The organism is Paenibacillus sp. PsM32 (genome assembly GCF_030433815.1).
In the GTDB taxonomy this organism is placed as follows: domain Bacteria; phylum Bacillota; class Bacilli; order Paenibacillales; family Paenibacillaceae; genus Saccharibacillus; species Saccharibacillus kyungheensis.
Window position 1 is genome coordinate 54409 of the sequence record NZ_JARUWY010000005.1, and the last position, 24103, is coordinate 78511.

Sequence of the window (24103 nt, forward strand, 5' to 3'; positions counted from 1 at the left end):
GAAGGGGACTCACAGATTTATGTTTAGAAAGAATCGTAATCAATTTGGAAGTTATGGTAGTACACGTAAGCGCAGTCGAGCTGGAAAGATCGGTAAAATTCTACTCGTTATTCTTATTGTGCTTATTCTTGCAGCAGGAGCGGCGGCATGGTATGTATTTACCCCGTATACGCCAACAAGTCAGGCTGAGCAAGCTTTAGTCTCTGGAACTGACAAGATTGCAGTGCAAGATACAGAAGAATGGATATCATTTAGCAATGCCAAACCTAAAGGAAATAGCATTATTTTTTATCCGGGTGCAAGAGTCAAGCCAGAAGCGTATAGTGTGTTCGCTCATGATCTAGCTAAAAGTGGGCATACGGTATACATTATGAAATTGCCGTTTAATTTTGCTTTTTTCAAAACCGATGCAGCGCAAGCTGTGATTGATCGCCATCCTGATGAAAAATTTGTTATTGGTGGTCATTCATTGGGTGGCGTTTTTGCAGCTCGTTATGCAGCAGCGCATCTGGATCATATAGCCGGTGTATTTTTCCTAGCTTCTTATCCAGAGCAAAAAGGAAATCTGCAAAAAACAGATATTCCTGTACTATCAATTACTGCTTCTAACGATGGATTACTCAAAAAAGATACGTATGAAGCGGCACGTGCTTTTTTACCGCAACAAACGGTTTATTATAGTATTGAAGGTGGTAATCATGCTCAATTCGGTAGCTATGGAGAGCAAAAAGATGATCTTCCTGCTCAAATTGATGCAGACGAGCAACGTAAGCAGACGGTAAATACTATTCTTGGCTGGATGAAAGAAATTCCGACCACTTCAAAATCTGCCACCAAAAAGTAATAATTTCGATAAAACGTTCTAGATACCTGTAGCTAAAGGGGTAAATGCCAATGGTACGTTTGCAAATTGGAACACAACAAGTGGATTGCGATGCTCTTTTATTTGATAAAGATGGCACATTGCTTGATTTTATGCAGTTATGGGGATCATGGGCTGAACGTATGTTGACCCAGATCGAGAATCATTTGCAAGCAAGTGGTCATACTTTTACAGGAGATCGAGAGCATGTATTTGGTACTCGCTATAATCAGGAAGGTCATCTGATCGATTATGACCGTTGTGGCCCGCTCGCGATGGCTTCTGTCGAAGAATCTACCGCGATACTAGCATGGCAGTTATATGCTACAGGTACACCATGGGATCAAGCGATAGCTCAGATTCGTCGATTCAGTGATATCGCTATAGAACATATTGAAAAGGAACGTCCGGTGCAACCATTGCCCGGACTGCTTCCATTTCTAGAACAATGTCGCGCAGTACAGCTTCCACTTGCAGTGATTACCGCAGATTGGACTTCTGAAGCGGTAAAGCATCTTCGTTGGAGTGGGTTGGAAAATTATTTTGAACATATTATCGGCAGTGATCAAGTACAACAAAGCAAGCCAGCACCTGATCTGGTCTATACAGCATGTGAACGTTTGGGTATTTCACCGACTCAGACAGTAATGATCGGCGATAGTAATGCAGATATGCAGATGGGGCAGAATGCGTGTGTACCTTGTTGTATCGGTATCAGTTCCTCTGAACAATCAGCGTATACAGAACTGCCAGATGCTCATATCATTATTATGCATTATGATCAGCTTAGTATAATCAAGTAATAAATCATGACAACAAATAGATAAAAGGAAATAGAGAGGAGCATACAATAATGGATAACATAGAACAATTAACAGAATGGATACAACAATCAAAGAAAATTGTCTTTTTCGGTGGAGCAGGTACATCGACAGAAAGTGGTATCCCTGATTTTCGCTCGGCACAAGGATTGTATAGTGAAAATGGCAAAAGAGGATATTCGCCTGAAGAAATGTTAAGCCGTTCTTTTTTTGAAAAAGAAACAGAGTTATTTTTTGAATTTTATCGTAGTAAATTAATCCATCCACAAGCCAAGCCTAATCCGGTACATCATGTATTAGCTTTGTTAGAAAAGCAAGGCAAATTATTATCTATTATTACGCAAAATATAGACGGTCTGCACCAGATGGCAGGTAATCAAAAAGTGTTGGAATTGCATGGTTCTATTCATCGTAATTACTGCACAACATGTAAGCGACAATATACATTAGAAGATGTTTTGGCTCAATCAGGAGTGCCGCGTTGTCCTATTGATCAAGGAGTAATCAGACCGGATGTTGTATTATACGGAGAATCATTAGATCAAGCTGTATTAGAGCAGACAGTGGCGGTATTATCTCAAGCGGATTTATTGTTAATTGGGGGTACTTCACTAACTGTGTATCCAGCAGCAGGATTGGTTTCTTATTTCCGCGGTCAACATACAGTATTACTGAATGCTTCACCGACAGGTCATGATCGTCATGCTGATTTGTTGATTACCGATCCAATGGGCAGTGTAATGGAGCAAGTACAACATCGCCTCTAATATAAGTTTAGCGAAATGAATTTATTTGCATAATGGTAACGCTTACGCTATGATTTGGAAGATGTGAATATATCTATTTTGCTTGAAGAAGGGTAGGGGTTATTGTGGTCTATGTAGCTTCAGAAAAGCGTTATGAAGAGATGAAATACAATCGTAGCGGTCGTTCGGGATTAAAATTACCAGCGATTTCGTTAGGATTGTGGCATAATTTTGGCGGAATTAACGTCTATGAGAACAGTCGTGAAATGATCACGCGTTCTTTTGATATAGGAATTACGCATTTTGATCTAGCGAATAACTACGGCCCTCCTGCTGGTTCGGCAGAAGAAACATTTGGACAAGTATTGAAGCAAGACCTTGCGGCTTATCGGGATGAGATGATTATTTCGACTAAAGCCGGTTATTATATGTGGCCAGGCCCTTATGGAGAATGGGGTTCTCGCAAAAACTTATTATCCAGTCTAGATCAAAGTCTTAAACGGATGAAACTAGATTATGTTGATATTTTCTACTCTCATCGTTTTGATCCAGAGACTCCTTTAGAAGAAACGATGATGGCATTAGATTATGCTGTACGTTCGGGTAAAGCTTTGTATGCAGGAATCTCTAGTTATTCCGCAGAACAGACACGAGAAGCGGCTTCTATTTTAAAACAATTAGGTACACCATTGACTATTCATCAGCCTAATTATTCTATGGTTAATCGTTGGATCGAAGATGGTTTGCAAGATGTGTTGGAAGAAACAGGTACAGGAAGTATTGCGTTCTGTCCGCTAGCACAAGGATTGTTAACGAGCAAATATCTGAACGGTGTACCTGAAGATTCACGAGCAGCCGGTTCGTCTGTCTTTTTAAGTGAAGATTCGATTACACCGGAAAGTATTCGCAAAGCACAAGCTCTCAATGAAGTGGCTTCAGAGCGTGGGCAAAGTCTAGCTCAATTAGCATTAGCATGGGCATTACGTGGAGGCAAATTAACGTCTGCTCTTATCGGTGCAAGTCGTGTTTCTCAGATTGAAGAAAATGTAGCTGCACTAAACAATCTTGATTTTACTCAAGCTGAATTGGATCGTATTGATTCGATTTTGCAAGCAGACGAAAATAAGTAAGGTAGAGTGGAAGTTTGAATAACAGAATAATATAATTATTTTTCATTTTTAAGTTAAAAAGGCTTTAGAACGTAGTTACGTTCCAAAGCCTTTTTGCTGTACAGTCTTTACTCCTTTATGCAGAACCATGATAGCTAATACAATCAGTATAATTCCTAACCAAGCAGGAGCAGCATGACCGAGTAAAATATACAATTGACCTCCAATAAGTGGACCGATCATTCTAGCCAAAGCTTGGATCGATTGACTTCCTCCTTGAATTCTCCCTTGTTCACTTGCATCGACAGATTTGGAAAGCATTCCGTTAAATGCAGGTCCGAAGATAGAATCACCACAGCCAAATACAAACAGCCCTGCGATAAAAAGAGGATAATATGTGAATCCAATTGATAATGCAATCAGTCCATAACCAATAATTTCGGCGATCATACCAAATGTAACGATTTGTTGATCAGTGTATTTTTTCAACAGTTGGGGCATAATCAGACCTTGAGAAATAATATCTTGAATACCAAGTATCGAAAACATCAGTCCGATCAATACCGGTTTCCACTGAAATGTATCTATCGTCAATTGAGAGAAAATTGCTTGCAAAGATCCATTTGGAATCCAGAGTAAAAAAGCAGATATCAATAATCGACTCAAGTATTTCGTCGAAAGCAGACTAGCAAGTTGAGAAAAAGGATTTAACTTTTGTAGCGTGATCTCTGGTTGTCGATGTTGCTGTGCAAGACTTTCTGGCATAAAAAAGAATCCATACAACATATTTAACAACGTGATAACAGCTCCAAAGTATAAAGGGAATGCATAATCAAATTTAGCGAGTAATCCACCTAATGTGGGGCCGATGATAGTCGCTACACCTACAATCGCACCTAACCATCCAAAATATTTGGTTCGTTGTTGTGAAGGTATAATGTCTGCAAAATAAGCAAAGATCGTACTGATACTTCCTCCTGTGATCCCTTCGATAATTCGCCCTACAAACAGTACCCATAACGCTCCACCAATACCAAAAATCAAATATCCGATAGCTGAACCGAAAAGACATAATAACAGAATAGGGCGACGACCGTATTTATCACTTAACGCTCCAAGTACAGGCGCAGCCAGAAACACACAAAGAGCATATACAGACATCAACAGTGTCACCATAATCGCTTGTTCTGCTGAAGAATGGACATACGGTTGAACTAAAAAAGGCACGACAGGCGTTATAATACTGAATCCAAGCCCGCACAGAAATACAGAAATCAGTCCAAAGCGTAAAGCATGTTTATTTACAGATGGTTCGATAGGTTGTGCATGATGAGATGTAGCCAATAGTCATCTCTCCTTATGATTTTATATTGATTCCTAGGAAACAAATTTATAATATTATTATTTTGTTTCCTTGTCAACAAAAATAAAAATAGAAAAAAGACAACTTGCTCTTCATAGAAGAGTTGTTGTCTCGGATAGATCTTATATTTTGATACTGTATCTGTTTATTCAGACTTTTGACTATAATCTAGCTTTTTAATTTCATCATCTAAATGGTCACTGTATCGTTGTATAAATTGAAGCATATGATCAAATTGTTCATCGGTGACTTGTTCAAATACGACTTGATCTCGTTCTTCAAATTCTTGATGTAATTGATCATGCGCTTGTTTGATTTGACTTCCTTGCGCTGTAAGTTTGAAATAAATTTCTTTTTTATTATCTGGTTTCTGATAGCTTTCGATCAGTTGTTTGTCGATTAGCTTTTTAGTGATTTTACTGATGGCTCCTCTGGTCATATACATAGATTCTGCCATCTTAGTGACATTTGCATCGGCATGGTTACCAATATATTCGATACAGTGTACTTCAGAAGGCTTATAATCATGAAGAGTACTTTCCATTTTAAGCTTATTTAGCCAGACCAGTTTACTAAATAAGTCTCGAAAATCAGTCAGTACTTGTTCTTTTTTATTCATATCTTATGGTCTCCTCCCGGTTATGATAGTCTCTGTATATCTATGATCACTATCACGAGCATATCTACGTCTATCTAGGTTATTGATGTTTGTATTGATGAACAGAAGCTCGATATCCAGTAGGGGACACTTGATAAAATCGTTTAAACTGTTTGGAAAAATAAAGAGCATCTGTCAAACCTACCGATGCCGCAATCTGTTGGGTAGATAACTCTGGACGTTCTCGCAATAATTGGCGAGCTTTATCGATTCGTAATTTGAGCAGATAGGTTACAGGTGTCATGCCTGTTTCTTTTTTGAAAATGCGAGACATATACGCCCGATTATAACCGAGACTATTGCACATATCTTCAATCGATACAGGATGAGCATATTGACTGGACATATAATGAATCATTTGCTTAACGATACGACGGGTCATTGATTGCGTGCCAGGAAGTACAGACTGTTGCATCATCAAGTCACTGACCTCTGCCAAAATAAGATGAAGATATCCCAGTGCAGCCAGATCAGAGCTTTCTTTTTGACTGGCAAATGATACAAGCAATTGTTCCAAATAAGCACCGATTCGTTCTTGATCACCAGAACGAGCAATCGGAGCATGTAGAGTGAATCCTACCTGTTCTACTAAAGGAGTCGCATGTTGTCCGGCAAAAGCAAGCCAGCGATAATGCCACGGTTGCTCTTGATCTGAAATATAACTAACCAGTTGACCCGGATGAATCAAAAATAGATCGCCTTTAGAAAGATGATACGTTCGTTCTTCAGTAATAAATTGTCCATGACCACTTTCGATATAGTGAAGCAAATAATAATCATATATTTTGGGACCCAGTCGATGATCAGGAGCAGTCTGACTTTCGCCAGCAAACAATACATATAAAGCTCCTTGATCATGAAAAATAGGATTAGGTGAAACTTGATACGTTTTGGCGGTTGCCATTACAAAGCACTCCTTTTTACTATTCCACAGCCGAAGTCACATTTGTCCATATAGATCACACATCTATTCATTACATCTTATGATATTCATATAGTATACTTAGTTCAAGCCAAAGATTCAAAAACATATTATTTAAAGCAAATAAAGGCGAAAAGAGTATCTTTTATTGGATATAACCGCGCAAAATGTATATTTATTCAGTATAATCATAATTAGTCATTAAAGACATAAGGTCACATCGATACTGCTCATTATGATCTACATATAGATCAGTATCAGCTTTTCTCAAATCGATGTATTGTGCAAATCTGTTGTTTATATGCTCTTCACAAAAGAGCGTTACACTAGACATCAGCGGATATACTACTATTAGGAGGCGAATGAAATGGCAATATTAGTAACAGGTGGAGCCGGTTATATCGGATCACATACGGTAGCAGATTTATTAGAGCGTGGAGAAGAAGTAGTGGTAATTGATAATTTATTAACAGGGCACCGTGAAGCACTGTTAGGTGGTACATTGTATGAAGGTGATCTACGTGATAAAGAATTGCTAGCACGTATTTTTGCAGAAAATGAAATTACAGCAGTCATTCACTTTGCAGCTAGCTCATTGGTAGGCGAAAGTATGCAGAATCCTTTCAAATATTATGATAACAATGTCTACGGAGCCATGTGTCTACTGGATGCGATGCAACAAGCAGGCGTGAAAAAAATCGTATTTTCTTCAACAGCGGCAACGTATGGCGAACCGGAAAAAGTACCTATTGAAGAAAGCGATCGTACAGAACCAGCTAACGTGTACGGTGAAACCAAGTTAATGATGGAACGCATGATGAATTGGTTCGATAAAGTACATGGTATTCGTTATGTAGCATTGCGTTACTTCAATGCCGCAGGTGCACATATCAGTGGCAAAATTGGAGAAGATCATCGTCCAGAATCTCATTTGGTTCCTTTGGTACTACAGACAGCGCTAGGTCAACGCGAATTTATCTCGGTATTCGGTGAAGATTATCCAACAGAAGATGGCACATGTGTACGTGATTATATCCATGTAAGTGATCTAGCAGATGCTCATATCAAATCGGTAGAGTATTTGAACAATGATGGTGCAAGCAATATATTCAATCTAGGTAATGGTCAGGGATTCTCGGTTAAACAAGTGATTGAGACAGCAGTCAAAGTGACTGGACGCGATATTCCTGTGAAATTTGAAGCACGTCGTAGTGGTGATCCAGCAGTATTAGTAGCTTCTTCAGAAAAAGCACGCTCTGTACTAGGTTGGAAACCTTCTTATAATCAATTAGAAGATATTATCAGTGGTGCATGGCAATGGCACGAATCTCATCCACAAGGATATGGTGATCATGAGTAATCCAGTAGAACGTACAACAGAACAAAACAGTGCATTACTTGCGATAGATGAACTGATTAAGTTCGCATTTGATAAAGGATTGATTAAAGGAGCAGATATCGATTACGGACGGAATCTATTGTTAAAACAATTCCATTTCGATGAGCCTTATAATCCAGATGTACCTGCTATTCATATGGTCGCTCAAGGACAAGCAGCAGCAGAACCTCAAGTCATGTTAGATACGTTGATCGATTATGCGTATAGTATCGGCTTACTAGCTGAAAATACAGATACGTACCGTGATCTGATGGACGCAGAAATTATGGGACTATTGATGGCTCGTCCATCTGAAGTAACAGGTGATTTTTTCGATACATTAGATCGTGAAGGCATTGAATCGGCAACAAGTGAATTTTATCAATTGTCGATCAATTCTAACTATATTCGGATGGATCGTGTCTCCAAAAATGTATATTGGAAACAACCAACTTCCTACGGTGAAATGGAAATGACGATCAATCTATCTAAGCCTGAGAAAACGTCAGCCGAAATTGCTTTGGCGAAATTAATGCCTCCACCATCATATCCAAAATGTCAGTTGTGTCGCGAAAATGTAGGTTATGCCGGACGTATCAATCATCCAGCCAGACAAAATTTACGCGTGATTCCGCTACAATTGAATGGAGAATCATGGTTGTTCCAGTATTCACCTTATGTGTATTACAACGAACATTGTATCGTACTGCATCATGATCATGTACCGATGAAGTTAACAAAAGATACATTCCGTCGTTTGCTCGATTTTGTCGATGAATTCCCGCATTATTTCCTCGGCTCTAATGCAGATTTGCCGATCGTAGGCGGTTCGATTCTAACACATGATCATTTTCAGGGTGGACGACATACATTCCCGATCGAACAAGCAACAGTAGAAGAAGTGTATGGTCATACTGTTCATGATGATATTACTTTAGAATTGGTCAACTGGCCGATGTCTGTAGTGCGTCTACGTGCGAACAATTCTTCTTTATTGTTGAATTCAGCTAATGATATCTATGAAGCGTGGAAACAATATAGTGACGCTGAAGTGGATATTCTAGCATCAACGATCCAAAATGGAGAACAGGTTCGTCACAATACAGTCACTCCGATTGTTCGTCGTCGTGATGGACAATATGAGATTGATCTTGTACTGCGTAATAACCGCACCAATGAACAATATCCAGATGGTATTTTCCATCCTCATCCTGAGATGCACCATTTGAAGCGGGAGAATATCGGATTGATTGAAGTGATGGGTTTAGCGATTTTACCAGGTCGATTGAAAGAAGAATTGGATCAGATTGCTTCTATTTTGACAGGAGATATCGCTTTATTGGAAATGATCAGACAACAACCTGACCATCCATTAGCCATACATTTGTTATGGATTGAACATCTGGTAGAAGCATATGGTACAGAGCTGGATCACGATCAAGCGACTTTAACGATTCAAGATGAAGTCGGTACGAAATTTGCTGAGATTTTAGAGCATGCAGGTGTATACAAACGCAATGATGAAGGACGCAAAGCGTTCCGTCGTTTTATTACTCGCATGAATTATGTGCTAAAAAGTTAAATTATATGCTAGTCAATCTACTATCTCTGGGTAATGATAAGAGGTAGTAGATTTTTTTATGGTTTCGATAAATATAATTGTTTCAAATTGATGTTAAAAGCAGTTTGATCGGAAAACTTTGTTTTTATGTGTATAAGGTATATAATTGTAAAGGGCTGAGGAACGGTAACTTACTTATAACTTATTACAACAGTGATCCTACAGTTTAGGTGTTAGATGTGTTTTTATATATGTAGAGAAGGATAACTTTATCTACTAATCGTTATATCCCAAGGAGGCATTTTGAATGAATTCATTTGAATTTTATAATCCAACCCGTCTTATTTTTGGTAAAGGTCAACTGGAAAAGTTGAAAAGAGAAGTAGGTAACTACGGTAAAAACGTATTGCTTGTATATGGTGGCGGTAGTATCAAACGTGCAGGTCTATATGACAAAGTGATCGGTTATTTGAACGAAGCAGGAGCTAATGTAACTGAACTTGCTGGTGTAGAACCGAATCCACGTTTGAGCACAGTACACAAAGGTGTAGACTTGTGCAAATCCAACAATATTGATCTAATTCTTGCTGTTGGTGGCGGTAGCGTACTGGATTGTGCCAAAGCAATTGCTGTAGGTGCAAAATATGATGGCGACATGTGGGATTTTGCACAACGCAAAGCAACTCCTACAGATGCATTGCCACTAGGTACTGTATTAACAATGGCAGCAACAGGTTCAGAAATGAACAGCGGTTCTGTAATTACAAATACAGAAACACAAGAAAAATTAGGTTGGGGTAGTGCGTATTCATTCCCAGCATTCTCTATTCTTGATCCAGAAAACACATATTCTTTACCAAAAGATCAAACAGTCTATGGTATCGTAGATATGATGTCTCATGTACTGGAACACTATTTCCATGCTGAAAAAAATACAGATATTCAAGATGGATTCTGTGAATCGATTCTACGTGGAGTTATTGATGCTGGCCCTAAATTGATCAATGACCTACAAAACTTTGAATTACGTTCAACAATTATGTACGCAGGTACAATGGCATTGAATGGTGTAGTGAATATGGGTTACAACGGAGACTGGGCGACTCATAATATTGAGCATGCTGTATCTGCTGTCTATGATATCCCTCATGGTGGTGGACTAGCGATCTTGTTCCCGAACTGGATGCAACACAACTTGCAAGTGAATCCTGCTCGTTTTGCTAAATTAGCAGTGAATGTATTCAATGTAGATCCAACAGGTAAAAGCGATGAAGAAGTAGCAAATGAAGGTATCCAAGCATTGCGCGACTTCTGGACTTCAATCGATGCACCTAGCCGTCTAGCAGATTATGAAATCGATGATAGCCAAATCGATGTAATGGTAGACAAAGCGATGAAATTTGGCGCATTTGGTAACTTTAACAAGCTAGAAGCAGAAGATGTGCGTAAAATCTATAGCATGTCTCTATAATTTCTTCGTTTATTAATACAATCATACATGTTCGAGCTGTTTATTCCTGTCAGTCATGATAAGGAATAAACAGCTTTTTTTGTCTATATCGCAAAAAATTGAAACTTTCCTTACCAACAATACGTAAATATAGGTATAACGCCAAAAAATGGTGGAAAAGGGCTGAATATCGCCTTTTTCCGTCAAATCAAAGAAAGGAGCGAACAGAAATGGAAACGCTATTTTGGATTTGCTTGATCACCGGTGCTTTGTACGCATTGTTCAGTCTGTTATTCGGTGACTTGCTTGGTGATGTGTTAGGCGGTATAGATCTGCCTGGATTTGACCTGTTTAAGCCTGTTATTTTAGCGGCGGCTGTTACGTTGTTCGGTGGAGCAGGAATCATGTTAATACGTTACAGTTCTTTCGCTCCTTTCGCTGTTATACTGCTTGCACTTTTGATTGCTGTTGTCGGAGGAATGTTTGTATTTTTTGTCTATGTCAAACCAATGGAACATAGTGAAGTATCGACAAGTTATTCGATTCAAGAAATGATTGGTCGTATAGGAGAAGTGACTATCCCGATTCCTCAAGTGGGATACGGTGAGGTCATGATTAAGCTTACAGGTGGCAACACGTTACATATTGCATACAGTTTCGATCGTTGTGCTATTGCCGCCGGTATGCGGGTAGTGATCGTAGAAGAAAAAGAAGGAACATTAGGTATATCGCTTTTAGAAGATTCATTATAAGGAATAATAGTGTGAGAGCAGTATAACAGCTTTTTGGCAAAGCAAGCCTATATCAAACCAAAAGGGGCGAGGATTATGGCATTTTTGAACGAAATGATTGTTGTACCTGCGATTGTGATTGTAGTATTGATCGTACTTGGTATTACATTCTGGGCAAGGTACAAAACAGTAAGTACAGACGAAGCAATGGTGGTCACCGGTTCTTTTCTGGGAAGCCGTAATATCTCAGATGATGGAGCAGGGCGCAAAATTAAGATTGTACGCGGTGGTGGTGCATTTATTTTACCTGTGTTCCAAAAGTCTGAATTTCTATCGTTGTTATCGCACAAACTGGATGTAACAACGCCTGAAGTCTATACTGAGCAAGGCGTTCCTGTACTTGCCGATGGAGTAGCTATTATCAAAATCGGTAGTTCTGTAGAAGATGTGGCTACAGCAGCAGAACAATTTATGGGTAAGCCCATTCAAGCGTTACAAGCTGAAGCCCAAGAAGTATTAGAAGGACATCTGCGTTCGATTATGGGTTCGATGACCGTAGAAGAAGTGTATCGGAATCGTGATCGATTTGCGCAAGAAGTACAAAGTGTCGCTGCTCGTGATCTAAAAAAGATGGGTCTACAAATCGTCTCCTTTACAATTAAAGATATACGCGATAAGCATGGATATCTGGAGTCGCTTGGTAAACCTCGAATCGCCGCAGTGAAAAGAGATGCAGAAATCGCTGAAGCCGAAGCTGTTCGAGATTCTAGGGTGCAGAAAGCACTGGCAGAAGAAGCCGGGCAAAAAGCAGAATTGCTTAGAGATACCAATATAGCTGAAGCTTCCAAAGAAAAAGAATTAAAAGTAGCTTCATTTAAAAAAGATCAAGATACTGCAAGAGCCGAAGCCGATCAGGCCTATCATATTCAAGAAGCCAAAGCCAAACAAATTATGATGGAAGAGCAAATGAAGATCGAATTGGTTCGTAAAGAGCGTGAAATAGATCTACAAGAACGAGAAATTACAGTACGTGAGAAATACTATGATGCAGAAGTGAAGAAAAAAGCTGAAGCCGATCGTTTCTCGGTGGAACAAGCAGCCGAAGCGGAAAAAGCTCGTAAAATGCGTCAAGCAGAAGCTCATCAATATTCGATAGAAACAGAAGCCAAAGCGTCTGCGGAACAACAACGTCTAGCCGGACAAGCGGAAGCCGATGCTGAACGTGCTAAAGGTACAGCTGAAGCTGAAGTGATTCGTCTACGCGGTCTCGCCGAAGCCGAAGCGAAGCAGAAATTAGCAGAAGCATTCGAAAATTATGGACAAGCCGCTATACTTGATCTAGTTGCCAAAATGCTACCTGAATTAGCAGGTAAAATTGCAGAACCAATCAGTGCGATTGATAAATTAACAGTTGTTGATACAGGTAAAGGCGAAGGCGGCGGAGCAACAAGAGTTAGTAACTATGTGACAGAACTGATGGCGACCGCTCCAGAAATGCTGAAAAGTGTATCGGGACTCGATATAGAAGAATTAATTAAAGGATTTGCAGGTGGCAAATCTCAGCAAGCTCAACCTAGTACTTCTAACACTACGGCTGGCGTAAATGCAAATAACCATACCCAACAGACAGCCCGTCCTGAAGCTATATTGGCACTTCCAACCCAAAGCTCACACGATCAAGATCGTGCAACAACATCCACAGGAATCGGAATTTCCAGTGAACAAGAACGATAATGGAAGATTTATATGTAACAATCATGCTATAAAGCAAACTTGCTTTCAATGATGCAGAGACGACAAATCCTTATTCATCAAGGATTTGTCGTCTTGTTTGTATACATAACTAACGAGTAGATTGTATTGACTAGATGGTGAATTTTTGGTAACTTTACGGGATGAAGGTGATCGTAAAAGGGGTGCAAATGTGAGCAGCCTACTTGTGGCTAAAGTGCTGAATAATAACGTTATTATTGCTGATCATCCTCAGTATGAAGAAGTTGTGGTGATCGGTAAAGGAATCGGCTTTAACCGTAAAGCGCGTGATGTGATTCCTTTGGATGTTGTCGAGAAGATGTTTATTTTAACCAATGAGCAAGAACAGGAACAATACAAGCAACTCGCGGTTCAGATCGACGAGCGTATTATCGAAGTCATTAACGAAATTATTTATTATATTAATTCTGAAAGTAAGACTCCACTGAATGAACATATTCATATTGCTTTAACCGATCATATTGCATTTGCAATTAAGCGTGCTGAGCAAGGGATGACGATTCAGAATCCTTTTCTATATGAGACGCGAGAAATGTATCCGTTAGAATATAAATTAGCTGCTCATGCGTTAGAAATAATTCATGATAAGCTAGGTGTAGCTTTAGAAGAAGATGAGATTGGTTTTGTAGCACTGCATATTTATAGTGCACTAACCGATCAACATATCACAGCGATCAAAGCCGATTCTCGTCTGATTGCTGATATGGTTAAAGTTATCGAAGATAGTCTCAAAATTTCGATTACAGGAGATACGCTGGATTACTCGCGGTTGCTTACTCATTTGCGATTTGCAATCGAACGTATCCGTAGAGGTGAGAAAGTAGCCGCTACTCATCGCTTAGAAGAAATGCTCAAAATGGAATATCCCGAAGTGTATTCGTTATCATGGAAACTAACAAAGATGATGGAAAAACGATTACGCCGACCGGTCTATAAAGCAGAAGTAAGCTACCTGACCATGCATTTACAACGGTTTGTCGAGAAGCGTGAAGAAGAAGAGGAAAGTACGCAAGAATAGATTCAAAATTCATTTAACCTTTTTTATTGAAAAGGCTTGCAGATTTAAAAAGTGGGTGCTATAATTCAGAACGTAATCAACAAATGAATAGCGGATTTTTTAACGTGTTACTGATTCGATCAGGCATGAGTTAACAAAGTATTTGATGTAAGGCTGTAAGCACACAGGGGTAGTCTATCCTTATGTACCGAGATCCTTATCCTATCAGATGCGTTGTTCACTCGTGCCTTTTTTTGTGGCTTTCCGCTTTAATTTGTTGAAGCAACAATATACTATTTATACTATTCGAGGGGAAGTGGCGGTATTGTTTAGACGTCTGTTTGGCGTTTTGCAAAAAGTAGGTAGAGCATTGATGCTTCCAGTGGCAATCTTGCCAGCAGCAGGTTTGTTGCTTGGTTTTGGTAACATGCTGGTTAACCCTGACTTTTTGCAGTATATTCCTGCATTAAATGCACACTGGGTTCAAATTACTGCAACAGTAATGATGAACTCCGGACAAATTGTTTTTGATAACTTATCTCTACTCTTTGCCGTCGGGGTAGCCGTCGGTCTTGCAGGAGGAGAAGGGGTAGCCGGGCTCGCAGCCATTATCGGTTATCTGATCATGAACGTAACCATGGGTACAGTTATGGGCGTTACAGCTGATATGGTCGGTAAAGGTGACTTCTCAGTAGCTTCTGTACTTGGTATTCCTACCTTACAAACAGGCGTATTCGGCGGTATTATCGTCGGTATTCTAGCCGCAACGATGTATAAACGTTTCTTCCGTATTGAATTGCCTTCATATCTTGGATTCTTTGCAGGTAAACGTTTTGTACCAATTATGACAGCTATTACTTCGTTGATTTTGGGTCTGGTAATGGTTCTTGTATGGCCTCCAATCCAATCATTCTTGAACACTGTTTCTCACAGTATGGTTGAATCGAACCCAACATTAACTGCATTTATTTTCGGTGTGATTGAACGTTCATTGATTCCTTTTGGTCTACATCACATTTTCTACTCACCATTCTGGTATGAATTTGGTGAATATGTAAATAAAGCAGGACAATATGTACGTGGTGACCAAAAAATCTTTATGGCGCAACTTCGTGATGGTGTTCCATTTACAGCAGGTACATTTATGACTGGTAAATTCCCGTTCATGATGTTCGGTCTTCCAGCTGCTGCACTTGCGATCTACCATGAATCCAAACCACAACACAAAAAATACGTTGCAGGTATTATGGGTTCCGCAGCATTGACTTCTTTCTTAACAGGTATTACTGAACCGCTTGAATTCTCATTCTTGTTCGTAGCACCAGTATTGTTCGGTATTCATGCAATCTTCGCTGGTCTTTCTTTCATGACTATGCAAATTCTAGGCGTTAAAATTGGTATGACCTTCTCAGGTGGTCTGATTGACTTTATCCTGTTCGGCGTTATTCCTAACCGTACTGCATGGTGGGATGTTATCATCGTCGGTCTAGTACTAGCAGTTATCTACTACTTCGGATTCCGTTTTGCAATCCGCAAATTCAACTTGAAAACACCAGGTCGTGAAGATACGCCGGCAGGTGATGATAGTGAAGTAGGTAGTGGTGGTAATAGCAAAGACGAATTGCCACATAATATTCTTGAAGCATTTGGTGGACAAGAAAATATTTCAAGTCTAGATGCTTGTATTACTCGTCTACGTATTCAAGTTAAAGAACCTAAAAATGTAAATAAAGATCGTTTGAAATCTTTAGGCGCTTCCGGTGTCCTAGAAGTGGGTAATAATGTGCAGGCGATTTTCGGAACACGTTCTGATACGATCAAATCACAAATGCAAGATATTATTGCAGGACGTACTCCACGCCCAACACCAGTTACAGTAGACTCTGTTCCAGCAGAAGGAACAGCAGAGAATCAAGTAAACATTTTGGCAGAAGAAGTAATCGTAGCTCCTGCTGATGGTGAATTGATGGATATTAGTGAAGTACCAGATCCTGTATTTTCACAAAAAATGACAGGTGATGGATTCGCTGTATTACCAACAAACGGAACGATCTCTTCACCGGTTAATGGTAAAGTATTTAACGTATTCCCTAGTAAACATGCGATCGGTATTATGTCTGAAGCCGGTAAAGAAATTCTTGTGCATGTAGGCGTAAATACAGTTAAATTGAAAGGTCAAGGTTTCACTGTATTGGTTGCAGAAGGCGATGATGTTATGGCTGGACAACCAATCCTTGAAGTGGATCTGGAGTATGTAAAAGCTAATGCACCATCGATCATCACTCCGATCATTTTCTCTAACTTACCAGAAGGTGCTACAGTAACATTGCACAAAACAGGTAATGTGAAAACAGGAGAAGGCAATATCGTTACAATCAAGTAATGTTATTCATTTCGACTTTTGCAATGAATCTCAAAAGAATATAAAATAACAAACTATACGTACTTGTAAGTTAAAGTGCAATAAGGGTCAACACGATGTTTGCTACAGCAATAATCTATCCTTATCGTCTTTAACTTACAAAATGCTTATAGTTTTGTTATTAAGCTGCATTGTAAGCAAGACTTAGAAAATGATTTATTTTTTCTAAAAACACCATGAATTTGCAGGATATTGCTGAATAATGTTAGCGATTGCTGAAAAAAGTCGAAAATAATTGTTTTGAGACGTGCATCATGCTTTATAATGCTGTACAATATAAGGGATGATCTAGTTATTAGTTAGTTATGATTTATTTTTACTATCCTACTATGATGAAGAAAGCGAGTGAATTTTATAATGGAAAAAACATTCAAAATCGTTGACGAAGATGGTATCCACGCACGCCCAGCAACAGCATTGGTAACAGCTGCTAACAAATTTGCTTCTACAGAATCTTTTGCAGAAGCTAAAGGTAAAAAAGTAACTTTGAAATCAATCCTTGGAGTATTGTCTCTAGGTCTTGAGCAAGGTGACGTTATCGTTCTTTCTACACAAGGTGCAGAAGAAGATGCAGCATTGAAAGCTTTGACTGACGTTATGGTGAATGAAGGGCTAGGCGAAATCAATGGCTAATATTTTGGGAATCGCGGCGTCTTCGGGCATCGCCATTGCCAAAGCATTCCGTCTAGAACATCCTGAATACGAGATTACCAAACGCTCGATTAGCGATACAGATGCGGAATTGGCTAAACTTGAGTCAGCGCTGGAAATTTCCAAAACTGAACTTGAGGCGATCAAAGAACGTACGTTACAAGAAATGGGCGCTAAAAAAGCAGAGATTTTCGAATCACATTTGTTGATTCTGAACGATCCTGAATTAATCAGCCCTGTAAAAGATAAAATTTCTATGGAAATGGTTAATGCTGAGTTCGCACTAAATGAAGTTGCTGCTCAATTCGTAACCATGTTTGAAAATATGAAGAGCACTTATCTTCAAGAACGCGCTGCTGATATGAGAGATGTAAGCAAGCGTATCTTGAATCACTTGATGGGTGTAAACTTCCAAAGTCCTGCTGAGATTCGTGAAGAAGTAGTTATTATTGCAGAAGATTTGACTCCTTCGGATACAGCTCAATTGGATCGTAATTTTGTTAAAGGCTTCACTACAAATATTGGCGGACGTACTTCTCACTCCGCGATTATGGCTCGCTCGTTGGAAATTCCAGCAGTAGTCGGTACAAAAGAAGTAATGGAAGTTATTCAAAATGGGGATATCGTTATCGTTGATGGTCTTGAAGGTAATGTTATCGTTAACCCTGATGAAGCAACTCTTGCTGAGTACCGTGCTAAAGGCGCAGCGTATGAAGCTCAAGTTACTGAATGGCGCAAATTGCGTGATGAAGTAACAGTTTCCAAAGATGGTGTACATGTTGAATTGGCTGCTAATATTGGTACGCCAAACGATGTGGCTGGTGTATTGGATAATGGCGGCGAAGGCGTAGGTCTATACCGTACAGAATTCTTATACATGGGTCGCGATGAATTGCCTTCTGAAGATGTGCAATTCAATGCGTACAAAACGGTTTTGGAAAAAATGGCGGGTAAACCAGTTGTTGTTCGTACACTAGATATTGGTGGCGACAAAGAACTACCTTACCTTGTTCTTCCAAAAGAAATGAATCCATTCCTGGGATTCCGTGCAATTCGTCTTTGTCTAGATCGTCAAGACATTTTCCGTACTCAACTACGTGCATTGCTTAGAGCAAGTGTATATGGTGACCTACGTATTATGTTCCCGATGATCGCAACATTGATGGAATTCCGCGAAGCAAAAGCAGTATTGTTAGAAGAAAAAGAAAAACTGGTTGCTGAAGGTGTTGCTGTTTCTGAGAACATCCAACTTGGCATCATGGTTGAAATTCCTTCTACAGCAGTACTTGCTGACCAATTTGCTAAAGAAGTGGACTTCTTCAGTATCGGTACAAACGATTTGATCCAATACACAATGGCAGCAGATCGTATGAATGAACGGGTATCTTACCTGTATCAACCATACAATCCTTCTATCTTGCGTTTGGTTAAAATGGTTATCGATGCAGCTCACAAAGAAGGTAAATGGACAGGCATGTGTGGTGAAATGGCTGGCGACGCTACAGCAATTCCATTGCTACTGGGTCTAGGTCTGGATGAGTTCAGTATGAGCGCAAGCTCTATTCTTCCAGCACGTAGCCAATTAGCTAAATTGTCTAAAGCAGACATGCAAGAATTAGCTGCTAAAGCTTTGGATATGCAAACAGCTGAGCAAGTGGTTGAACTCGTACAAGCAATCCACGCTTAATGTTTTCTTCCGTTACGTGCTTGGCATTATAAGCACAAATCCGTTCAAACAAAGTAATTTTTGCATAGCTAAATAACTTTCGTTTGAACAAATGGTTTTCCCAACATTTACTTTTAGCTGGTTTCTCTTTATAGAGAAATCAGCTTTTTTTGTTTTTATTATTTTTAATACCACAGAATAATTGTAAACAAAATAAAAAAAGTTAATTAGATTTCCGCTAACTTCCGAAGTAACTGTTATATCTACATCTATATTTATAACTGATTACGATAGGGGAAAAAGAAAATGACAATGAACCAGAAAAAGAAATTTAAAACGCTCTCTGTTCAATTTAAAATTATTTTACCTATCATGTTGGTTGTTGGTACTATTATTTGTTCTATGGTGTATTATATTTTTCTACAAGTTCACGATGAAACAGATACTCAAGGTATTGCTATGGCAAAGATTATCCGAATTGGAGCAGAACTAGCAAGTAACAATCCTGATGAAGGAATAGAACCGTATCTAAAAGAACTCCATCAACAATTAGGCAATGAACTTCTGTTTTCAGCAATTTTAAATAAAGACACATCACCTGTATATGCGACTGATACTGATTATATTGGCACAACGACGTTGCAAACATTTGTAAAAGCAAATCAAGACAGTAAAGAGTGGGTACTCCAAGATACAACATATAAGAACGAAGCCGCCAATCTTTTGGCAACTACATTATCGAATGGACAGATTCTAGTTTTAATTACTTCTGAAAATGTATTGCATACGATCCGTAACGTTACACTTGTTGTAGTAACAATAAGTATGATACTGCTTTTAATATGTATTTACTGGATTGTCTATCGACAATTTGAAACATTACGCACATTAGAAAAAATGATGTCTACGATTAGCGAAGGACAGGGTGATCTCACTCAACGTTTAGTCGTTAAAAGTGAAGATGAATTTGGACGAGTAGCGAATTCATTTAACCAATTTATCGAAAAAATACAGTCTATTATAGCTCAAGTACAACAGACAGCAGCAGCAACCTCTGTTCATACCAAAAATGTATATGATACATCTATTGATAACATGACCGTTTCTAAAGAGATTGATTATGCTATACAATCGATTACCAAAGCTACAGCAAGTCAGTACGATGAAATTGAACAAGGAACTATTTCTATTCGTAAAATAGCTACTGTGATTGAACATACAGACCAACATGCACAGCATCTGGAAAAACTAAGTACATTGATTGGTCAACGTCAGCAATCTGGTGAACAAGCAGTGATCTATCTACAAAATCATATGCAATCATTTGCAAGCTTGTCCGATCAAGTCTCTGTCAATTTAAATCATTTGATTACAGAAGTGAATGGTATTGTTAAAATGTCTGTTCTTATTCAAGAGATTTCTAAACAGACAGGATTATTAGCACTTAATGCTTCTATAGAGGCCGCTCGGGCAGGGGAACATGGTAAAGGATTTGCTGTGGTAGCTTCTGAAGTTGGCAAATTATCAGATCAGTCGAAAGAAGCAACTACTCAAATACAAGATATTTTGAATCGTATTATTTCTTCTACTACGCTAACCAAAGAAGTGATGGATGCTTCGCAGAATGCTTTAAATGACCAATCACAAAGTGTTGAAAATACAAGCGGTGCTTTTATAGAAATTGGTCAATCAATTCAAGAAATGAACAGTCTTATTGTAGGCATGAAGGATATGACCACCCAATTGAATATCAACAAAGAGCATATTATCGACTTTATTCAATCGGCTTCCACTACTACAGAAGAAACAGCAGCTGGTTCACAGGAAGTACTTGCCAGTGTAGAAAATCAAATCAAAATGTCACAACAGGTAACAGACAATATAGGATTACTCACTGAAAATATTAAAGAATTAAATGTTATGGTCGATCGCTTTAAAGTATAAATGATTAGTTGATAGATTCAAATAATAGATGAATAGAGACTTTTATAGATCGTTAATCAAGCCAGAAAAAGCAAGTATATCAATTATCAGTCATCTTATAAAAAAATCATCCCACCGACTTGATCAAAATAAAAAGTCGGTGGGATGATTGGTATGTTGCTATTTAGTTACAAGCACAGTTCAACACTGGTTTACGAGCTGCTGTCGTTTCATCCAAACGTCTGACTGCTGTGCCATAAGGAGCATTCAGTAGCAATTCTGGATTGTCTTTCGCTTCGCCAGCGATCTGAATCATCGTATCGATAAAAGCATCCAGTGTTTCTTTACTTTCGGTCTCGGTAGGTTCGATCATAATACATTCTTCCACATTCAGCGGGAAGTAGACAGTAGGTGGATGGTACCCGAAATCTAGTAATCGTTTGGCAACATCCAGTGTACGAATACCGTACTGTTTGAGCCCTTTACCCGACATCACGAATTCATGCTTACATACGCTTGTATAAGGCATTTCATAATGATCTTTAAGACGGTGCATCATATAGTTCGCATTCAGCACAGCACATTCAGATACTCTACGTAGACCTTCTGGGCCATAGCTACGAATATACGTATACGCACGTACTAGAATACCAAAGTTACCATAGTATGCTTTGACACGACCGATCGAATCAGGCGAACCGCTACGAAGAGTAAATGTACCATCTTCTAATTTTTCGACTACAGGTTCAGGTAAGAAAGGAAGCAATCTGCTTTTCACCCCGACAGGACCTGCACCAGGACCTCCGCCACCATGCGGTGTACTCATTGTTTTGTGTAAATTCAAATGAACCACATCGAAGCCCATATCACCTGGACGAGTAATTCCCATAATCGCATTAGAATTGGCACCATCATAATACAGTAATCCACCAGCTTCATGGACGATCTGAGCCACTTCACTGATTTGCTTTTCAAAAAGACCGAGTGTATTCGGGTTCGTCAGCATGAGAGCAGCGGTATCTGATCCAACAGCAGCACGAAGTGCATCGAGATCGACCAAACCTTCTGGAGTCGAAGGAATCGTAATCGTCTGGAATCCAGCGACTGTTGCGCTCGCAGGATTCGTACCATGCGAAGAATCAGGCACGATCACTTTGGTACGGTGTTCGCCACGTTTTTCATGATACGCACGAATCATCATCAGACCTGTCCATTCTCCATGAGCACCAGCAGCAGGTTGTAGAGTCACAGCATCCATACCTGTTAGAGCAGCAAGGTCTTTTTGCAAAGTATGCATCAGTTCCAGTGCACCTTGAATACTTTGTTCTGGTTGATACGGATGAATTTTGGCAAATCCAGCATATCGCGCTACATCTTCATTCACTTTAGGATTGTATTTCATCGTACAAGAACCCAGTGGATAGAATCCGTTATCGATGCCAAAGTTACGACGGGACAATTCGGTATAATGACGAATCACATCGACTTCATATACTTCAGGTAAAGCAGGTTCTTCTTGACGAAGCATTTCCTGCGGAATCAATTGAGATACGTCGATCCGAGGAACATCACACTCTGGTAAAGAATAACCGATTCGACCCGGTTGACTCAATTCAAAAATCAAAGCTTTTTCAGTAACAACAGCGCCTTGTACAGAAGTAACGGTCTCATGGACTACAGTTTCGTTTGTCATAGGATTGCCTCCAGTTCAGTTGCCAATAGATCTATCTCTGCTTTGGTACGTTTCTCTGTGACTGCGAATAAGATATGACCGGACAATTCAGGGTAAGACAAGCTTAGATCATAACCACCAATCATGCCTTTTGCTAACAATTGAGTATTGATATCAGCGACCGAAGTGCCTTCTGGTAAAGCAAGCACGAACTCATTGAAAAAAGGAGATTGGAACGCTAATGTTACATTAGGAATCGCAGATAGTGTTTGCGCAGCATAATGTGCTTTTTGCAAATTCAGATCAGCGACATCTACCATACCTTGTCTACCCATCACAGATAGATACACCGATGCACACAGTGCAAGCAATGCTTGATTAGAACAAATATTTGATGTGGCTTTGTCACGACGGATATGTTGCTCACGAGTCTGCAATGTTAATACAAAACCACGTTTACCATCGATATCTTTGGTCTGTCCAACAATGCGTCCTGGCATACGGCGCATTAACGGTTGAGCAACAGCGAAGAATCCACAAGTAGGCCCACCTAATGACATCGAGATTCCGAGTGGCTGTGCATCACCAACAACGATATCAGCTCCAAGCTTACCAGGAGATTCAAGTAGTCCAAGTGAAATTGGATTCGTACTTACTACTAGCAAAGCACCTTTGGCATGCGCTAGATCAGCCGCTGCTTGAATCGCTTCAATACCGCCAAAAAAGTTAGGGGATTGAACAAGCACTACAGCTGTCTGTTCATCGATCGCTTCAGCAAGAACTTGAATATCGGTAACTCCATCTCCATAAGGAACTTCCACTACATCCAGATTCAAGCCACGAGCATAACTGCGTACAACACCGCGGGACTCGGGATGAATCGTCGAAAGAGCAATAATCTTTTTGCGTCCTGTAGCAGATGCTGCAAGAGAAGCCGCTTCAGCCAGAGCAGTTGCACCATCGTACATACTTGCATTGGCAACAGCCATTCCTGTTAATTCACAAATATAAGATTGAAATTCAAAAATCGCTTGTAATTCACCCTGACTGATCTCTGGTTGATATGGAGTATAAGCTGTATAAAATTCAGAGCGAGAAATCACATGATTGATCACAGAAGGCAAATGGTGATCATATAAACCTGCACCAAGAAAACTGGTATACCGATCTGTATCTGCATTTTGACCCGCAAGACTGGACATATGACGAGTAAGTGTATACTCATCTAGCATTTCAGACATCGGCATTGTACCTTGATAACGAAGGGATGCCGGAATATCTGTAAATAAATCCTCTATCGAAGAAGCGCCCACCACCTCTAACATTTCAGCTTCATTCTGTGGTGTCATGGGAATATAACGATGCGATTTCATAAAGGTAGACTCCTTTGGGGCAACA

General features: G+C 39.5%; 19 protein-coding genes. 14 read left to right on the forward strand and 5 right to left on the reverse strand.

The window, feature by feature from the left end:
• Window positions 1-19: 19 nt before the first annotated feature.
• The 4 genes from QCD85_RS11850 (at window position 20) to mgrA (ending at window position 3559) form a co-directional block, all read left to right on the forward strand.
• On the forward strand, window positions 20-844 hold the full coding sequence (locus QCD85_RS11850; protein WP_273613329.1) for an alpha/beta fold hydrolase: 825 nt from the start codon (window positions 20-22) through the stop codon (window positions 842-844).
• Window positions 845-894: 50 nt separating this feature from the next.
• On the forward strand, window positions 895-1665 hold the full coding sequence (locus QCD85_RS11855; RefSeq protein WP_301262729.1) for an HAD family hydrolase: 771 nt from the start codon (window positions 895-897) through the stop codon (window positions 1663-1665).
• Between the two features lie 50 nt (window positions 1666-1715).
• The gene (locus QCD85_RS11860) at window positions 1716-2450 is read left to right on the forward strand and encodes an NAD-dependent protein deacylase (RefSeq protein ID WP_301262730.1); all 735 of its coding nucleotides are present in this window, start codon (window positions 1716-1718) and stop codon (window positions 2448-2450) included.
• 104 nt (window positions 2451-2554) lie between these two features.
• Window positions 2555-3559, forward strand: a complete 1005-nt coding sequence (gene mgrA / locus QCD85_RS11865; protein ID WP_273613326.1) for an L-glyceraldehyde 3-phosphate reductase — start codon at window positions 2555-2557, stop codon at window positions 3557-3559.
• A 75-nt stretch (window positions 3560-3634) separates the two neighbouring features.
• On the opposite strand, the gene QCD85_RS11870 is transcribed toward mgrA, so the two are convergent.
• The 3 genes from QCD85_RS11870 to QCD85_RS11880 form a co-directional block, all read right to left on the reverse strand.
• Window positions 3635-4882, reverse strand: a complete 1248-nt coding sequence (locus QCD85_RS11870; protein ID WP_301262731.1) for an MFS transporter — start codon at window positions 4880-4882, stop codon at window positions 3635-3637.
• 164 nt (window positions 4883-5046) lie between these two features.
• Window positions 5047-5520 carry a MarR family transcriptional regulator gene (locus tag QCD85_RS11875; protein ID WP_301262732.1) on the reverse strand — a complete coding sequence of 158 codons (474 nt, stop codon included), beginning with the start codon at window positions 5518-5520 and terminating at the stop codon, window positions 5047-5049.
• 79 nt (window positions 5521-5599) lie between these two features.
• Window positions 5600-6463: an AraC family transcriptional regulator gene (locus QCD85_RS11880; protein ID WP_274172076.1), complete on the reverse strand. Its 864-nt coding sequence runs from the start codon at window positions 6461-6463 to the stop codon at window positions 5600-5602.
• 385 nt (window positions 6464-6848) lie between these two features.
• Between QCD85_RS11880 and galE the strand changes: the two genes are divergently transcribed.
• The 10 genes from galE (at window position 6849) to QCD85_RS11930 (ending at window position 21054) form a co-directional block, all read left to right on the forward strand.
• Window positions 6849-7841, forward strand: a complete 993-nt coding sequence (gene galE / locus QCD85_RS11885; RefSeq protein WP_301262733.1) for a UDP-glucose 4-epimerase GalE — start codon at window positions 6849-6851, stop codon at window positions 7839-7841.
• The gene (locus tag QCD85_RS11890; RefSeq protein WP_301262734.1) at window positions 7834-9441 is read left to right on the forward strand and encodes a UDP-glucose--hexose-1-phosphate uridylyltransferase; all 1608 of its coding nucleotides are present in this window, start codon (window positions 7834-7836) and stop codon (window positions 9439-9441) included. The genes galE and QCD85_RS11890 overlap by 8 nt, the downstream gene beginning before the upstream one ends.
• A gap of 286 nt (window positions 9442-9727) precedes the next feature.
• Window positions 9728-10891: an iron-containing alcohol dehydrogenase gene (locus QCD85_RS11895; protein WP_301262735.1), complete on the forward strand. Its 1164-nt coding sequence runs from the start codon at window positions 9728-9730 to the stop codon at window positions 10889-10891.
• A gap of 209 nt (window positions 10892-11100) precedes the next feature.
• On the forward strand, window positions 11101-11622 hold the full coding sequence (locus QCD85_RS11900; protein WP_274172079.1) for a protease: 522 nt from the start codon (window positions 11101-11103) through the stop codon (window positions 11620-11622).
• 75 nt (window positions 11623-11697) lie between these two features.
• A complete protein-coding gene (locus tag QCD85_RS11905; protein WP_301262736.1) occupies window positions 11698-13335 on the forward strand; it encodes a flotillin family protein in 1638 nt (545 codons plus the stop codon).
• Between the two features lie 190 nt (window positions 13336-13525).
• A complete protein-coding gene (gene glcT, locus QCD85_RS11910) occupies window positions 13526-14392 on the forward strand; it encodes a glucose PTS transporter transcription antiterminator GlcT (RefSeq protein ID WP_273613317.1) in 867 nt (288 codons plus the stop codon).
• 304 nt (window positions 14393-14696) lie between these two features.
• Window positions 14697-16754 (forward strand): glucose-specific PTS transporter subunit IIBC, encoded by a 2058-nt coding sequence (ptsG, locus tag QCD85_RS11915; protein WP_273613316.1) that lies wholly within the window; start codon window positions 14697-14699, stop codon window positions 16752-16754.
• A 396-nt stretch (window positions 16755-17150) separates the two neighbouring features.
• Complete coding sequence (locus tag QCD85_RS11920; protein WP_069329214.1) at window positions 17151-17426, forward strand: HPr family phosphocarrier protein; 276 nt, start codon at window positions 17151-17153, stop codon at window positions 17424-17426.
• The gene (gene ptsP / locus QCD85_RS11925) at window positions 17419-19131 is read left to right on the forward strand and encodes a phosphoenolpyruvate--protein phosphotransferase (protein ID WP_274172081.1); all 1713 of its coding nucleotides are present in this window, start codon (window positions 17419-17421) and stop codon (window positions 19129-19131) included. The genes QCD85_RS11920 and ptsP overlap by 8 nt, the downstream gene beginning before the upstream one ends.
• A gap of 285 nt (window positions 19132-19416) precedes the next feature.
• Window positions 19417-21054, forward strand: a complete 1638-nt coding sequence (locus QCD85_RS11930; RefSeq protein ID WP_301262737.1) for a methyl-accepting chemotaxis protein — start codon at window positions 19417-19419, stop codon at window positions 21052-21054.
• A gap of 163 nt (window positions 21055-21217) precedes the next feature.
• On the opposite strand, the gene gcvPB is transcribed toward QCD85_RS11930, so the two are convergent.
• On the reverse strand, window positions 21218-22726 hold the full coding sequence (gcvPB, locus tag QCD85_RS11935) for an aminomethyl-transferring glycine dehydrogenase subunit GcvPB (RefSeq protein ID WP_301262738.1): 1509 nt from the start codon (window positions 22724-22726) through the stop codon (window positions 21218-21220).
• Window positions 22723-24078: an aminomethyl-transferring glycine dehydrogenase subunit GcvPA gene (gene gcvPA, locus QCD85_RS11940; RefSeq protein ID WP_274172083.1), complete on the reverse strand. Its 1356-nt coding sequence runs from the start codon at window positions 24076-24078 to the stop codon at window positions 22723-22725. The genes gcvPB and gcvPA overlap by 4 nt, the downstream gene beginning before the upstream one ends.
• Window positions 24079-24103 lie beyond the last annotated feature (25 nt).